The organism is Micromonospora sp. NBC_00860, from assembly GCF_045207375.1.
GTDB classification, from domain to species: domain Bacteria; phylum Actinomycetota; class Actinomycetes; order Mycobacteriales; family Micromonosporaceae; genus Micromonospora; species Micromonospora vinacea.
Window position 1 is genome coordinate 5,814,719 of the sequence record NZ_CP108825.1, and the last position, 15,154, is coordinate 5,829,872.

The 15,154-nt window shown below is 69.5% G+C and carries 15 protein-coding genes and 1 tRNA gene; 10 read left to right on the forward strand and 6 right to left on the reverse strand.

Features of this window, described 5'->3' with window-relative positions; genetic code table 11:
• Window positions 1-35: 35 nt before the first annotated feature.
• Window positions 36-1,274: a benzoate/H(+) symporter BenE family transporter gene (locus OH804_RS26755; protein ID WP_406060280.1), complete on the reverse strand. Its 1,239-nt coding sequence runs from the start codon at window positions 1,272-1,274 to the stop codon at window positions 36-38.
• A gap of 55 nt (window positions 1,275-1,329) precedes the next feature.
• Here OH804_RS26755 and OH804_RS26760 point away from each other — a divergent pair, with 55 nt between their 5' ends.
• The 4 genes from OH804_RS26760 (at window position 1,330) to OH804_RS26775 (ending at window position 5,421) form a co-directional block, all read left to right on the forward strand.
• Window positions 1,330-1,890 (forward strand): XRE family transcriptional regulator, encoded by a 561-nt coding sequence (locus OH804_RS26760; RefSeq protein WP_307788562.1) that lies wholly within the window; start codon window positions 1,330-1,332, stop codon window positions 1,888-1,890.
• 115 nt (window positions 1,891-2,005) lie between these two features.
• The gene (locus OH804_RS26765) at window positions 2,006-2,725 is read left to right on the forward strand and encodes a PP2C family serine/threonine-protein phosphatase (protein WP_124770664.1); all 720 of its coding nucleotides are present in this window, start codon (window positions 2,006-2,008) and stop codon (window positions 2,723-2,725) included.
• A gap of 121 nt (window positions 2,726-2,846) precedes the next feature.
• On the forward strand, window positions 2,847-4,037 hold the full coding sequence (gene eis, locus OH804_RS26770) for an enhanced intracellular survival protein Eis (RefSeq protein ID WP_406060283.1): 1,191 nt from the start codon (window positions 2,847-2,849) through the stop codon (window positions 4,035-4,037).
• Window positions 4,038-4,236: 199 nt separating this feature from the next.
• Complete coding sequence (locus OH804_RS26775) at window positions 4,237-5,421, forward strand: hypothetical protein (RefSeq protein ID WP_406066680.1); 1,185 nt, start codon at window positions 4,237-4,239, stop codon at window positions 5,419-5,421.
• An 11-nt stretch (window positions 5,422-5,432) separates the two neighbouring features.
• On the opposite strand, the gene OH804_RS26780 is transcribed toward OH804_RS26775, so the two are convergent.
• From OH804_RS26780 to OH804_RS26795, 4 genes are all read right to left on the reverse strand, one after another.
• A complete protein-coding gene (locus OH804_RS26780) occupies window positions 5,433-6,515 on the reverse strand; it encodes an NAD-dependent epimerase/dehydratase family protein (RefSeq protein ID WP_406060285.1) in 1,083 nt (360 codons plus the stop codon).
• Between the two features lie 145 nt (window positions 6,516-6,660).
• The gene (locus tag OH804_RS26785) at window positions 6,661-6,963 is read right to left on the reverse strand and encodes a hypothetical protein (protein ID WP_406060286.1); all 303 of its coding nucleotides are present in this window, start codon (window positions 6,961-6,963) and stop codon (window positions 6,661-6,663) included.
• Window positions 6,964-7,071: 108 nt separating this feature from the next.
• Window positions 7,072-8,121 carry a GlsB/YeaQ/YmgE family stress response membrane protein gene (locus OH804_RS26790; RefSeq protein ID WP_406060288.1) on the reverse strand — a complete coding sequence of 350 codons (1,050 nt, stop codon included), beginning with the start codon at window positions 8,119-8,121 and terminating at the stop codon, window positions 7,072-7,074.
• Window positions 8,118-8,540 (reverse strand): PadR family transcriptional regulator, encoded by a 423-nt coding sequence (locus tag OH804_RS26795; protein WP_406060290.1) that lies wholly within the window; start codon window positions 8,538-8,540, stop codon window positions 8,118-8,120. Before OH804_RS26795 ends, OH804_RS26790 begins: the two co-directional genes overlap by 4 nt.
• A 246-nt stretch (window positions 8,541-8,786) precedes the next feature.
• Between OH804_RS26795 and OH804_RS26800 the strand changes: the two genes are divergently transcribed.
• The 3 genes from OH804_RS26800 (at window position 8,787) to OH804_RS26810 (ending at window position 11,328) form a co-directional block, all read left to right on the forward strand.
• A tRNA-Lys gene (locus tag OH804_RS26800) sits at window positions 8,787-8,858 on the forward strand.
• A gap of 487 nt (window positions 8,859-9,345) precedes the next feature.
• The gene (locus tag OH804_RS26805) at window positions 9,346-10,230 is read left to right on the forward strand and encodes a DUF1963 domain-containing protein (protein WP_406060292.1); all 885 of its coding nucleotides are present in this window, start codon (window positions 9,346-9,348) and stop codon (window positions 10,228-10,230) included.
• A gap of 339 nt (window positions 10,231-10,569) precedes the next feature.
• A complete protein-coding gene (locus tag OH804_RS26810) occupies window positions 10,570-11,328 on the forward strand; it encodes a hypothetical protein (protein WP_406060294.1) in 759 nt (252 codons plus the stop codon).
• A gap of 131 nt (window positions 11,329-11,459) precedes the next feature.
• Here the strand turns inward: OH804_RS26810 and OH804_RS26815 are convergent, their stop codons facing one another.
• Entirely contained in the window at window positions 11,460-11,921 is a 462-nt protein-coding gene (locus OH804_RS26815; protein ID WP_406060296.1) for a hypothetical protein, read from the reverse strand.
• A 92-nt stretch (window positions 11,922-12,013) separates the two neighbouring features.
• Here OH804_RS26815 and OH804_RS26820 point away from each other — a divergent pair, with 92 nt between their 5' ends.
• The 3 genes from OH804_RS26820 (at window position 12,014) to OH804_RS26830 (ending at window position 15,145) form a co-directional block, all read left to right on the forward strand.
• Window positions 12,014-12,235, forward strand: coding sequence for a hypothetical protein (locus tag OH804_RS26820; RefSeq protein WP_406060298.1), 222 nt, complete (start codon window positions 12,014-12,016; stop codon window positions 12,233-12,235).
• 270 nt (window positions 12,236-12,505) lie between these two features.
• Window positions 12,506-13,276 carry an IclR family transcriptional regulator gene (locus tag OH804_RS26825; protein ID WP_406060299.1) on the forward strand — a complete coding sequence of 257 codons (771 nt, stop codon included), beginning with the start codon at window positions 12,506-12,508 and terminating at the stop codon, window positions 13,274-13,276.
• 438 nt (window positions 13,277-13,714) lie between these two features.
• Window positions 13,715-15,145, forward strand: a complete 1,431-nt coding sequence (locus OH804_RS26830) for an extracellular solute-binding protein (RefSeq protein ID WP_196924727.1) — start codon at window positions 13,715-13,717, stop codon at window positions 15,143-15,145.
• Window positions 15,146-15,154 lie beyond the last annotated feature (9 nt).

Consider the following 15,154-nt stretch of genomic DNA (forward strand, 5'->3'; position numbering starts at 1 on the left):
AGTCGGGGCATCCGGAGCCTTGGGACAGCCCGACTTCATGAAACCCGAGTGGATCTTTCCGCCGCCGCGGGGGCGGCGGGCTGCTCCGGCGCGGCGGGGGCGGGCTGCTCCGGCGCGGCGGGTTGGCGGCGGTGGAAGAGCAGCAGCATCAGGCAGCCCGCGACCAGGCCCCAGAACGCGCCGCCCACGCCGACCAGCGTCACCCCGGACGCGGTCACCACGAAGGTGACCACTGCGGCCTCGCGGGTCGCCGGGTCGGTCACCGCCGAGGCGAGGGCGGTGGCGAGTGCGCCCAGGAGCGCCAGCCCGGCGACCGCCTCGATGAGGATCGGTGGGGCGACAGCGACCAGGGTGGTGGCCACACCGGCGCCCAGGCCGAGCACGGCCAGCCCAGCCCCGGCGGTGACCGAGGCGATCCACCGGCGCTCCGGGTCCGGGTGGGCGTCGGGGCCGGCGGCGAGCGCTGCGGTGATCGCCGCGAGGTTCACCGCGTGCCCGCCGGCCGGCGCGGCGAGCAGACTGGCCAGGCCGGTGGTCCGCAGCGCGGCGCCGAACGGCGGCCGGTAGCCGTAGCCGACCAGTACCGCCATGCCGGGCACGTTCTGCGCGGCCATGGTGACCAGGAACAGCGGCAGGGCCAACCCGATCAGCGCGGACGCGTTCCAGGCCGGCGCGGTCAGCGTGACCGACGGGATCAGCGCGGCGCCGGTCAGGCCGGCCGGCGGTGTGGTCAGTGCGATCGCCGCCACCGCCACCACAAGCGCGCCGGGCACCGCCCAGCGGCGGGCGAACCGGTGCAGCAGCAGCCAGCCGACCACCACCGGCCCGGCCACCATCGGCAGCTCGACCAGCGCGCGGACCGGGGCCGTACACAGGGGTAGCAGCACCCCGGCGAGCATCGCGCCGGCCACCGGCTTGGGGATGGCGGCCACCGCCCGGCCGAGCGGTGGGAACAGCCCGGCCGCGACGATCAGCGCACCGGAGACGAGGAAGGCGCCCACCGCCACCGGCCATCCGCCCGGTGGCGTCCCGGTCGCCACCAGCAGCGCCGCGCCCGGGGTGGACCAGGCCGCGCTCATCGGGATCCGGTACCGCCAGCCCAGCCAGGCGGCGACGAGCCCGCTCGCCACGCAGAGCGCCAGCAGGCCGGAGGCGGCCTGGGCGTCCGACGCGCCCGCCGCTCGAAGCCCGGCCAGCACGACTGTGAACGAGCTGGCGAAGCCCACCAGCGCGGTCACCACCCCCGCCAGCACCGGTTGCACGCGTCCGGCCATGCCACCCTCCCGACTGTTCCGTTTACGGAACGGAAGCGTGTAGCACGATAGCCGGGTGCCGCACCCACCACCAGAGCCACGTCCGGGCCTCGACGTGGATCCCGCAGTCGTCGGCCGTCGGGTCCGCGCCCTGCGCGAGGAACGAGGGCTCTCGCTGTCCACACTCGCCCGGCTCGCCGGCGTCGGAAAGGCCACCCTCTCCGGCCTGGAGCACGGCACCCGCAACCCGACCCTGGAGACGCTCTGGGCGGTCACCGCGCAGCTCGGCGTACCGTTCACCGCCCTGCTGGCCGAACCAACGGCCGAGCCCACCGTGCACGGCACCGCTGTCACCGCCACCCTGCTGGAGGTGTTCACCGACACCGACGCGACCTACGAGCTGTACCGGATGCGGGTCGCACCCGGCGTCACGCAACTCTCCCCCGCCCACGCGCCGGGAGTCACCGAGCACGTCACCGTCTTCGCCGGGGTGCTGCGCGCCGGGCCGGCCGACGCACCGCTGACCGCCCCGGCCGGCGGTCATCTCCGCTGGGTGTCGGACGTGCCACACAGCTACGCGGCCGTGGGTGACGAGGAGGTCGCCGCCAGCCTGCTACTGCGCTATCCGCGCCGCTGAGGCCCCGCCGATCGGTCACGCACCGTCGGACCCGGCGACGAAAATCGCAATCATTTCTCGACCTAGGTAGGAGGCGTAGAGACGAATGCGGGTTGTTCTTGGCAAGCTTGACCCCATGACGCTGATCCTCCGCTCGGTCATCCTCAACGACATCGGCTTGGTGCGCACCAACAACGAGGACTCCGCCCTCGCCGGTGACCGCCTGATCGCCGTCGCCGACGGCATGGGTGGGCTGCCTGCGGGCGAGGTGGCGAGCGAGATCGTGATCCGGATCCTGGACGAGCTGGCTCCGCCCACCGACCCCGACGGGGCCGCCGACGCGCTGCGTGCCGTGGTCAGCACCGCCAACCAGCGCATCCACGCCGCGATCACCGTCGACCCGAGCCGGGACGGCATGGGGACGACGCTCACCGCGGCGCTGCTGGCCGGCGAGACGCTGGTGCTGGCCCAGGTGGGCGACTCCCGCTGCTACCTGCTGCGCGACGGGGAGCTGACCCAGCTCACCCGGGACGACACGTTCGTGCAGGCGCTTGTCGACCAGGGCACCCTCTCTCCCGAGCAGGCCCGCCACCACCCGCAGCGGTCCCTGGTGACCCGGGCCGTGCAGGGCGCCGACACCCCACCCGCTGTCGGTGTGCTCACAGTGGTCCCCGGCGACCGGCTGCTGCTGTGCAGCGACGGGCTCTCCGACTACGTCGAGGACGAGGCCATCGCGGCAGCCCTGGGCATGTACGCCGACCGTCAGCAGTGCGGTGAGCAGTTGGTGAAGCTGGCCCACCACGCCGGCGCACCGGACAACGTCACAGTCGTGGTCTCCGACGTCGTCGCCCGCTGACCGGTACGGCTCACTCCGCGGCTCGCCCGAACCGACCGGTTCGGGTTCCGCCGGCCGCCGCGGGGCCGCGGATCGGGCCAATCCGGTTGCTGCCACCCGCGCGGCGGGTTGAGATGGGCGAATGACCATCCGCCGGGTGACCGACGACGACCGTCTCACCACCAGCTTCCCGCTGGCCGCCTACGCCTTCGAGTCCTCGCCGCTCAGTGCCGCCCGGACTGCGGAGTTCCGCGACTACCTGCCCTACAACCAGGGCAACCGGACGCTGATCGCCGAGGAGGACGGCACCACGTTGGCCGCCGTCTCGGCCATCCCGATGCGACAGAACCTGCGCGGGGTGGTGCTGCCGATGGCCGGTGTCGCCGGGGTGGCGACCCATCCGCTGGCCCGCCGGCAGGGGCACGTGCGGACGTTGCTGCACCAACTCCTCGACGAGATGCGCGACGAGGGGCACCCGGTCAGCGCGCTCTATCCGTTCCGGCCCAGCTTCTACGCCCGGTTCGGCTACATCGGGCTGCCCAAGCCGCGCCGGGTCACCTTCACTCCGGCCAACCTGGCCGCGCTGCTCCGGGTGGACCTGCCCGGCGAGGTCGGCTGGGAACGCATCGCCGCCGGCTATCCGGCGTGGAGGGCGTTCACCGAGCGCAACCTCCAGGAACGACACGGCTTCGCGATCTTCCCGGACCACCGGGCGGTCGGAATGCGTGACCGTGACGAGTACTGGCTGCTCACCGCCCGGGTCGGCGGGGAGGTCACCGGCGCTGTGACGTACCGGATCGACGAACACGGCGGCACGTTGCACGGCAACGAGCTGCTGGTCACCGATCCGCTCGCGCGGACGCTGCTGTTGCAGTTCTTCGCCCGGCACGTCGACCAGATCGAGCGGGTCACCGTCCAGGTTCCGCCCGACGAGTTGCCCGAGCTGTGGCTGACCGACCTGGACGTGCACGTCGAGGCCCGCACGGCCGTGCCGGGTTCGTCCGCGCCGATGGCCCGACTGCTCTCCCTGGACGCGTTGAGCGGCCTACCCGCCGGCCCGGGGCGGGTACGGATCGAGCTGACCGGGGACCGCTGGCTGGCCGGCACGCACCTTCTCGACGGCACGACCGGCGCGCTGGAACTGGTCGACGACACCACCGGCCGGGCGCCGACCGCCACGCTCACCGCCGCCGGGCTCTCCGCCCTCGCGTACGGGGTGCTGGACCCGGCCGAGTTGCCGCTACGCGGTCTGGGTGAGGTGCCGGTGGACGCGGCCACGGAGCTGCGCGGCCTCTTTCCCCGCCGGGTGCCGTACCTCTTCGCCGACTTCTGAGCCCTCCTCGTTCGAGTTGATCGCTGGGGCGCATGCGCAAGGCGGGCTGCTGCCCACCGCTCTCGGCGCTGCCGTCGGTGCGGTGGTCTACACAGTGGCCAACCGCGCCACAACCGGCGGGCGTGGCTTAGCTGTGCATTAAACCGGCCCGGCGGATTCGTCGCGATGCCGTCGCGGCTCCTAGCATCACGGGGTGCGCATGACGTCGCTTGCCGCTCTCCTCGTCCTCGGTGTCGCCACCGCGACCCTGCCCGCCTGCGCGCCCAACGACCCGGCCCCCGCCTTCGAGGCCGGCTCGTCCGCCTCCCCGACGGCGCTGCCCACCGGCGGTCAGAGCGAGACGCCGGGTGCGCGGGACGGCCTCGGCGGCCCGGGGGCCAGCGCCAGCCCGAAGCCCGCCAACAAGGTGCTCGCCGCCGGCAACCCGAACGGCAAGGCCACGGTGCCGGCCGAGGCGCGGGCGGTGGACACCTCGAAGCCGACCCGGACCATCGGCACCGGCACCCCGGCGAGCTGCACCTCCGCGGCGGTCGTGAAGGCCGTGGCGGCTGGCGGCGTCATCACGTTCAACTGTGGACCAGCCCCGGTGACCATCAAGATGGCCGCCACCGCGAAGGTCCGCAACGCCAACGGCCCGAAGATCGTGCTGGACGGTGGCGGCACTGTCACGCTGAGCGGCCAGGGGCGGCGCCGCATCCTCTACATGAACACCTGCGACGAGGCCCAGGGCTTCACCACCTCGCACTGCCAGAACCAGGACCACCCGCAGCTCACCGTGCAGAACCTCACCTTCGCCGACGGCAACTCCACCGGCGAGAAGGCCGAGGGCGGCGGCGGTGGGGCGATCTTCGTCCGCGGTGGACGGCTGAAGGTGGTCAACTCGCGCTTCGTCCGCAACCGCTGCGACCGCACCGGTCCCGACCTGGGTGGCGCGGCCGTACGGGTGCTGAGCCAGTACGAGAACAAGCCGGTGTACGTGGTGAGCAGCACCTTCGACGGCGGTTCCTGCTCCAACGGAGGGGCGCTGAGCAGCATCGGCGTGTCGTGGGTGGTGCTGAACAGCCTGCTCAGGAACAACGAGGCGATCGGCAGCGGCGCCAACCCGGCCAAGTCCGGTACGCCCGGCGGCGGCAGCGGCGGCGCGATCTACTGCGACGGCAACGAGTTCACCGTACGGATCGCCGGCACGATCATCGAGAACAACAAGGCCAACGAGGGTGGCGGCGCTGTCTTCTTCGTGAGCAACAACCGCACCGGCACGATGAGGATCGAAAACTCGACGCTGCGCCGCAATCCCAGCGCCAAGTTCGAGACCCGCGGCTTCCCCGGCATCTTCTTCCTCGGCGCCCGCAATCCCACTGTCACCAACTCCAAGCTGAGCTGACGCCGCGTACCTCAGTAGGGGTTTCCCTGGCCGGGTGGGCGGGCGTGGAGGAGAGCGGCAGGGCGGCCGGGTAGGTCCCGTGCGCCGGACATCGGTGGGCTAGCCGTGTGGTCGCCGTCGGCCATTCCGGCGAAGAGTTCCTTGAGCGCCGTCAACGCACTGATCTTGGGGTGCCAACCCAGCTCGGTCTCCGCGCGCTCGCTGGACATCAGCGGGGCGTTCAGACCCAGCTCCACCCAGCCCGCGTCGACCGGTTGCAGCCGCGCCCGCCAGGTCAGCGCCGCCGCCGCCCGCAGCACCGGCGCGGCGACCGGCACAGTCCAACCATGGAAGTGCCGGGCCACCAACTCCGGAGTGAGCACCGGGTCCGCGGCGACGTTGAAGGCGCCGCGCGCATCACCCAACACCGCCCTGGCGTACGCGTCGGCCACGTCATCGGCGTGCACCGCCTGCATCCGCAACCGGCGGTTCGTCGGCACCAGCGGGATCCGCCCGTAGCGCAGCAGCCGCACCGGCGCCAGCGGGCCGAGGAAGTACCGCGTGATCTCCGCACCGGCGGCCCGCTGGAAGATCAACCCGGGTCGCATCCGCACCACCCGCAGCGCCGGTTGATCGCGTTCGACCTCGTTCAGCAGCGCCTCCACCTCCGCCTTGTGCTCGCTGTACGACGAACCGGGCACACCGGTGGCCGGCCACCGCTCGCTGATCGGGTGGTCCTTCGGGCCGGGCGCGTAGGTGCCGACCGACGAGGCGTACACCAGGGCTGGCACCCCGGCCTGGACCACCGCGTTGATCACCGCCCGACTGCCCTCGACGTTGGTCCGCCGAAGCAACCGTTGGTCGTGGCTGGGCTGGATCTGCCAGGCCAGGTGCACCACCGCGTCCGCACCCGCGAACACCTCGGCGAGTTGCCCGACCGCGCCCGGCGCGCCGATGTCGCAGGAATGCCACTCCACCTGGTCGTACGGCTCGCCCGCGTCCGGGCCGGGCAACCGTCGAACGACCCCGGCCAGCTCCACGCCCCGCTCCCGGCGCAGCCGCCGCAGCAGCGCCGTACCGACGTTGCCGCTGGCCCCCACCACCACGATCCGCATGCCCGACCCCGTACCCGCCCAGCAGCAGCTCAACCACCCATCAGCGCGGCGAGGGCCAGCGGCCTGCCACTTGATCCACTCGGCTTCCTGAAGGTCGGGGCATCCGAGCGCTCAGGACCACCCGACTTCCGGGATCCCGAGTCGATCAAGGGCGAGGGGACTCCCGTACCCAGCCGTGTTTCTCTTTCCCTCGCCTACCGGCGGTGGCGGCCAGGCAGCGTGGGCAGATCCAGCCGACCGCGTCCGCCTCGGTGAGCACATCGGTACCCGAGTAGTCGAAGGGCACATGCGGGAAGCGCCGCAATCGGGTCCGGCTCACTGCCAGGCCACAGACCGTCTGGTTCTGACCGGGCAGCCAGGCGTGCACCTCCCCACCCGGCTGACGTACGCCATCGCGCCCGACCTCCTCCCCGGAGGCCGCCACGGCCGGCAAGCGGCTTGCTCCCATGCCGGTCCTGGTTCCCCACCGACCCGCACCCATGCACTGCCGCGCGAGGTTGCTTGATCTACTCCACTACACGACCCGGCCCCCACCACAGCGTTGATCATGCCGAGGTCAGGTCCGTGTCATCGCAGTCGAGCGGTGTCCGCAGGTCGGGCAGGCGCTGTCGAGCGCTCGTCGACGTACGGTCTGATGTCGCGCGGCCTGGCCGGCGAGAGCCGCTGCCAGCAGCGCAGCGCCGACAACAAGGACCGACCCGGTGGTGACGGCAAAGGCCGTCGGGGTGGGTCCGCCGCCGCTGGTGCCCCAGATCGCCTGGCTGAGCTGGTCGGCGCCGAGCAGGCCGGCCGGGGTGGCGAGCAGCAGGGTCGCCCAGAGGCCGGCGTCGTCGGCTCGCAGGGCGCGACCGAGGCCAACGAGCAGAACCAGTGCGAACATCAACCCCCCGGCCATCGCCAGCAGCTCGGGAGTCGAGCCGTACGAGACGAACATGCCCCCGCCGCTCTCGGCGGCGCTGAATGCCACCGATGCGGCCGTCACACAACCGGCCGTGAGGGGCGGCAGGCTACGCGCGACCCAACCGGGATGGGAGGGCAGCGCAAGCGTGGCAAGGCCAAGCGCGACAGTGGGAACCAGCACGAACAGCGGCGGCCCGGGTTGTCCGATGAGGGCGGCCACGGGCGGCACGCCGATGGTCAGCAGGAGATTACCGGCTGCGGCGGTTCGGGCCCAAGGCCCGGGCAGCGCCGAGGCGGTGAGGCCGACGACCAGCCAGCCCAGCCAGATCACCGCCCCGAGGGTCTGGACCGGACCAACCGGGTCCAGCCCAGCGAAGCGGGGATCTTCGAACTCGACCTGCGAAAGAAAGAACGCGGCGACAGCGACCAAGGTGTTCAGCCCGGCGGCCGCTGCCAGCGGAAAAGCCGCAGCCAGCCCGAGAGCGCCGTACCCGCGCAGTCGCTCCCGGAGCCCGGCGCCGAGCAGGTCGACCGCGTCGTGCGGGGATGGCCAGCGCCGCCCCGGATCGACGGTGTCGAGGTACGTCCCGACGATTTCGTCGCCCCGCTCAGCCTGGTAGTCACCCGGGTAGGCCCACAACAGCCGCCGATAGCGGGACTCCAGCGGCGACCCGGCCTGTTCCTGCGCGGGGTTGGGCTGGTTCATGCTGGGCCTCCGGTCGGTCGAAGGATGGGGCGGGCCGCCGTTCCGGGGATATTGAGAGGGCCGCGTGAGGTGCCGTCGGCGGTGCGGGCGCCCGCAGGCCGAGCACGTAACCGCTGCGTGGCGGCCTCGACGTTGCGGCGCAATCGTTCGGTCTCGGCGGTGAGCACGGAACGGCCCGCTTCAGTGAGCCGGTAGTAGCGGCGCAGCCGCCCCTCGACGACCTCCTCGTGGGCCCGCTCCACCAACCCCTCGTCGGCGAGGCGGTCGAGTGCGCCGTAGAGAGTGCCGGGCCGCAGCGCCAACCGCCCACCGGAGAGGGCCGTGACGTCGCTGATGATGCCGTAGCCGTGCATGGGCTCCCGCGCGAGTGCGGTGAGGATCAGGAAGGTGGGTTCCCGCAGCGGCGTGGGTGTGGCCATGACCCCCAATATATCGGTGGCGAAGCTATACCGGTGGCGAAGTGGTGAGAAATTTCGGCGCACGGTCACGGCATTGCGAACGCGACCCACTTGGCCAGTTGGCCGCCTCGGCGGGCCGCCCAGCCGTGCGCCACCAACGGCTGTCGCCCCACGGCCACACCCGTCATGGGTGTAGATCAGCATCGCTGCTCTACACCGGGGGCGGACATCAGCCGGGGCACGGACGGTCGGGTAACCTGAGCGCGCGGGCCGCTAGCTCAATGGCAGAGCTGTGGACTTTTAATCCATAGGTTCAGGGTTCGAGTCCCTGGCGGCCCACTTCCAAGCAGGTCAGCGACCCTTTGCGGGGCCGCTGTTGGCGTCAATCGGGCCGGTACAGCAGCGAAGTACAGCAGTCGACCCTCGCCGGTCCGACTCTTGCCGAGCCGCTGGGCATCTCGCACGTCAACTACCGGCAGAGTGAGCCGATCAGCTCTTCGAAGCCGGGGAACTCTTCCCGCGCTGCGGCGATGACCTCATCCGCCGACCTGCGATGCGATGGTGCCCAGCGTTGGGCGATCTCCGCGAGGCACTCATCCGTGCGCGGCTCATGGTCATGATCGGGATAGGCCGTTGCTTCCCATGGACCGAAGCCGTCGGCGAGAAGCCACAGGGAAGTCGGAGCCGTCAAGCTGCGCATTTCCCGTCCACGCCCTCCACCACTCGGCAATCTCGCCCGAGTCGAGGAAGTGGGAGTACGGCTCGAAGCCAACGCCGGCCGCCGGGCTCGCCCTCTGGTGTTGTCTTCGTGGCACCATGTTGCGCTGTGGATCATCAGGGGCAGTTTCATCGTGCAGCGCTCGCGTTGGGCATCCCGGACGACGAGGTCAGCCGGTTCATCCAGCACCTCCGTTTGTCGATCCGGTTGAGCGGAGGATCCAGCGGTGTTCCGGTGGGGCAGTTCGGTGGGTTGCCCCGGCTGCCGGTGGGCGTGGACTGGCCATCCGACGGGGTCAGTCCGTTGCCGTTCATCTTCTCGGTCGACTGTGCGGTGCTGCCAAGAGTCGACGGCTTCGGTCTGCCGGCAGACGGCTCGCTGCTGTTCTTCCTGAATCACGAGCAGGCCGCTGCCACCGGGGAGCGAAGGTATGGGCGAGTCGTGTATGTGCCGGCCGGTACCGATACCGAGGTGGCGACAGGATCCACCGACGACGCGTTCGTCGGCGAGCAGTACGACGTCGGCGCCACGCTGCGCGCGGAGTTCCCCGATTGGTTCGGGGCGGACGACGAGGACGAGGAGGACGACGACGACCTGTCGCCCTTCCAGCAACAGTTGGCCCGTGACCTCGAGCGTGACCTGCCGCACCTTGACGAACTCTGTGCTCTGGCCAACGATCTCTGGCCGCCTGACAACGGGTACGCCAGCGCCTATATCGGCGGGTATGCCGACGAGGAGGTAATCAAGAGTTTTGCGGAGCAGACTCTCGCGTGGCGCGAGAAGACCGGCGAGATCGTCATCCCGGTCGCGAAATGGTATTCCCATGTGGAGAAGGAAACGCACCGGCTGACGAGTGAGTGGGTGTCGCTCGCCCGCTTTCCCGTAGACAACGAGCTCTATTACCGGAGTGATGGGAGTTTCGTGATCCGTCACGACGACCTGGCTGCTAGTCGGCTGGACGAGGCACTTTCCGTGGCTGAGTCGATCCCATAGAACACCGGCGGCGGCTGTCACCCGTCAAGTGAAGCCGATGGGCGGTGGCGGACTGGCGCTCATGGTGGCCTACCTGCGCCGGGCCGGGCCGATCACCCGGGCCCGATTCATGGAGGCGTGGACCCGGGGCTACATCGGGCGGGGAGCCTAGCGGCTGCGTGAGCAGCCAAAAGAGCAGCCAAGCCAGCGATGACGGGCGGATCGGCGCAGGGTCGGCCCGACTGGTGATGATTATTGGTGGGGGGGCTGCGAGCCAGATGCGCTTTAGGGTGCGCGATGGCTGACGTCACGCGCGTTGGTAGCCTGACGCGTTCTCGCGCGAGAGGTGGGGTCTGCCCGGTGCTCAGGATGGTGCTGCGTAGGTCAGTCGCGGTGGTGGCCGTCTGCATGGTGACCGCGTGCGATTCTTCAACTGCTCACCCAACAGATCGATCCGCGGGCGAAACCACCCCCTCCACGGCGCAGGCGACCGGCTCGGCCACAGCAATGAAGCCAGCAGTTCCGGCGACCGGCGGATCCGGCTACTCCCCTACGCTGTCCACACGCCTGGTGACCACGGACTCACTGCCGGCCGGATTCACTGTGCAGATCGCGACAACCATGGCGCGAGATGCTGGAGACCAGCGCCCGGCCGCCAACGTGTCCTGTTCGGACATGATCCCGCTGCTGTCGGGCAGGCGGCTAACCGGGAGCCCGTCAGCGATGGCCGCAGCCACCCTCAGTTATGACGCGGACCCCGATTGGTCCTGGGTGGCAAACGAAGTCCTCAGGACCTACGCCGATGACGGCGCACGACGAGCAATGACCGACCTGCGGACCTTCATCGGCCGTTGCCCCACCGTCGTGGTGTCGTCCGGCCTTGGCATCGGCGACAGGTACCGCTACGCAGTGGCGCCAGGGCCGCGGCTGGGCGATGACAGTATTCACCTTAGCTGCCGCACGTCTGGTTCCGAGACGCTGGAATGGGACAGCATACTCATCCGGATCGGAACCGCTCTGGTGGTCGTCCAAGAGGAGGGAAACAAACCCGGCGGCGACACATACCTCACCCAGCTCGCCGAGGCTGCGCTCCGCAGATTCCAGACGACCGGATCCTGAAGGGCCTTACGCGCCCCGGAGAGCGCCATTTGCGCCACGGTGACGTCCGCACCAGCAGTTGCCGGTCAAGGACTCGTCGTACCCTGCGCGGTCCCTCGCGGTTCCGGTCATCGACCTATATCCCGAGCGGGTCAGAACGAGAAGTGTTTGACCACTGCCCAACCCCGCTCGGCGGAGCTGGCGTACAAGGCTCTTAGGTCCTCGTGGTGCTGAGCCAGGCGCTCCCGCAGCTCGTCGTCGGACTCGGACGAGGGCAGTTGGCGCCATTCCTCCCACAGGTCCGGGAACGAAACTCTTCCCAGGTGCGCCGCGGTCCGCACCACTTCCGGCGGATCGAGCGTCACGTGGCCCGGCCCGCCGGCGGGGTCGGGTATGTGCCGGCCTCCGAAGACGGGAAGTTCCCGCTCGGCACCCAGCTGCGATTGGAGCAGGTAAAGCTCGTTCAGCTGGAAGAAGCCGCGCTCCAGCCATGCTGCGGTACCTGCCCGGACCCGCCGGCGCAGCTCGTCGAACTCGACATCGAACAGGGCGTCAAAACCTGCTGGGTCTACGGGCAGGTCGGAGGATTCGAGCCCTTGCAGGTAGATCCACATACTCACTTTCGGCAAACTACCGGCTGCCGATGGTGTGCCACGATCTGCCCGTGTGCGCCTGGGACGGACTGAGCCATGAGGAGCAGTGCCTCATGGTCAACGCTCAGGAGCATGACCTTCTGCCGAGCGTGCTCTGGGACTGGCGGACCGATCTCGACCAGGAAGACAAGCTGGCCCTGCTGCCGGTGCTTGCCGCTGCCCTGGTCGCTCTGGTCGATGAGGGGCTCATCGAGGTACGCCGGCTGCTCGTCGACGGCAGCGGCAGCTACGAGGTGGTTCCCCGCGGACAGCTTCCTGACCTGCTCGCCGACTAGGCTGCGTGGGAGTACACGGATCACAGTTGGATCCATCGCGACGAGGGCCTGATGATCGTCGAGACCCAGGCGGGGCGAGAGTTGTCGCGCACCGCTCGCTGGGGCGTGCCGGATCCCCAGAGCTCGAACCCCTACCTGAAGTAGCCGGGTGTCGGAGGGGTGCGGGGTTCGAGTTCCTGGCGCCGGACGCTGACGTAGATATCCTCTTCAGGTGCTGGCCCGCGTGAAGATCGTTGACACGGGTCCGGCACTGCGAAGGGACTATCGAACATGCCCCGTGTGGTACCGGCGGTCATCCGCGCACTCGACGTCCTCGAACTGTTCCTGGACTGCCCCCAACTGTCGGCCCGCCAGGTGATGGAGCGACTCGACCTGCCCCGCACGACTGTCCACGAGTTGCTCGTGACGCTTGAGGCTCGCGCGTACCTGATCTCCGTACCGGGTCAGCCTGTGCAGTATCGGCTCGGCATGCCGCTGTTCCAGCTGGGCGCGGCGTTCGCGGGCCGGCTTGATCTGGTACGCGAGGCGCAGGGCGTGGCGCGGGACGTGGCCGCCGCGTGCGACGAGGCCGTTCATGTGGCGGTGCTCGACGGCGCCGATGTCATCTATCTCGTCAAGTTCGACAGCACCCACCCCGTTCGGATGGTTTCCGGGGTCGGGCTGCGGCTGCCCGCGCACTGCACGGCCGTCGGGAAGGTACTGCTGTCGGCTCTCGATCAGGCGGACCTAGACGCCGTCCTGCTGAAGGACCCCCTGCCGGGCATGACGCCGGACAGCATCACCGACCCGGATCTTCTTCGTGAGCATCTGAACCGTGTCCGGGCGGAGGGTGTCGCGGTCGACATCGGCGAGTCGGACACCGCGATGCGCTGTGTCGCTGCGGGGATCCGGGACCATACCGGCGCCATCATCGCTGGGATGAGTCTGTCCGCGCCGATCATTCGTTGGACGCCTCAGGTGCAGGTGGAGTGGACCGGGCTGGTTCGCGAGGGCGCGGCCGTGTTGTCGGCTCGCATGGGCTACCGGGCGCAACCTCGGTAGGCAACCTCCCGCTTTCGGTTCGAAACAACATCGAAACATTGACATTGCTCATCGGGCTGCCCTAGCGTCGCGACCACTCGATACGGTATATCGAACCTAGTTCGAAATCTCGAACGGCGGTGGTCCTGTGACCCGACCGAACTGGAACGTCAGCGCTACTGCCTCGGCCCGGTCGCCGATCGCCTCAGCCTCGTCGCGCTACCCGGAGAGCGCCACCCGACATGTCTCGGGTGGCTCCGACGAAGCGCGCGTGAGCGGACGTCCCACGGTGACGGGCGGGCCCGCTCACCACCGTAGGAACCCACGAACGAACTGATCTCGACGGGCGCCCCTCGGTGGTCGCCGGCAGAAACCAACTGCAACACAACCATCGCGGTGTTCGCCAGCTAGACCTTCGGCGTGCAGCCGTGCGCGGGAAAGAGAAGGAGGCGGGTGTCCATGGAGGACAAGTCGGCGTGGTCACGGCGCGGCTTTCTGGGGATGGGGGTGGGGGTGCTCGGCGCGGCCGGTCTGGCCGCGTGTGGGGGCAGCTCCGAATCACCCAGCAAGGTGCAGCCAGAGGTTCCGCAGGAGCTGATCGACGCCGCGGCGGCGATGAAGGGCTCCTCGATGGGCATGCTGTCGCAGAAGCTGTACTCGACGGCGGCGAACGAAGCCCTTGACAGCTCGATCAAGAAGTTCGCAGACACCACCGGAACGAAGATCGAGAACAGTCTGGTCCAGGCCGACGCCGGCGACGTGGTGGCCAAGATCGACGCCGAGGTCAAGGGTGGGGTGGCCCGTGACCTGGCGTTCATGACCGACTCGCGGTTCGTCGCGCAGTTCCAGTCGCTGGGCGACCTGGAGGACGTGACGGACGTCGTTCAGGCGCTCACCGCCAAGTACGGCGAACCCTGCGCCGAGGCCAAGAACTTCTGCGTCTTCGACGGCAAGTGGTTCGCCATCCCATACCACTTCATCGGGATCGGGTCGTTCCTGCGCAAGGACTGGATGCAGGACAAGGGCATCTCCCCCAAGGACATCTACAGCTGGGAGGAGCTGCGGGACCTGTGCCTGGAGATCTCCGATCCGACCAAGCGCCGGTTCGGCTGGGGCATGACGGTGAACCGGTCCGGTGACGGCAACGGCATGATCGAGGCGCTGATCAACGCCTACGGCGGGTCGATCGCCTCCAACGACGGCCGGAAGGTCACCTTCAACTCCCCGGAGACGGTGCAGGCGGTGACCTTCCTCGGCGACATCTACACCAACTCCAAGTACAAGCCGATGTTGCCGCCGGGGATCGCGAGCTGGACCGACACCAGCAACAACGAGAACTGGCTCGCCGGGATCCTCGGCTACACCCGCAACCAGTTCAGCGTCTACGCGGACTCCCGGACCAAGAAGAACCCGGTGCACGCGAACACCCACGTGTTCTCCGACTGCATCGGGCCGGCGACCGACAATCCGCTGCTGCTCGGCCAGTCGCAGGGCTTCGTCGTCTTCAAGGGCGCCAAGAACCCGGCGCTCGCCAAGCTCCTGGCGCAGTATCTGGTCAGCGCGCCCGCGCTGCTCGGGGTGGCGAAGGAGGCACCCGGCCTGGTGATGCCCGCCTGGGAGAAGGTCTGGGACGCCGACCCGTTCTTCACCAGCGGCGACGCCGCGTTCCCCATGCTGCGCAGGATCACTGAACTGAAGCTGCCGCTGAACACGAAGAACGGGCTGGCCTTCCCGCAGAAGGCCAGCGCGGGCCAGCAGGCCGTGGGTTCGGCCTACGTCCTCACCGACATGATGCAGCAGGTAGTGCAGGGCACGGCGCCGGCGCAGGCCGTGACGGCCGCCCACGCGAAGATGGTGCAGATCTTCAACCAGCAGGGGCTGCGGCAGTGAGGTCGGTCC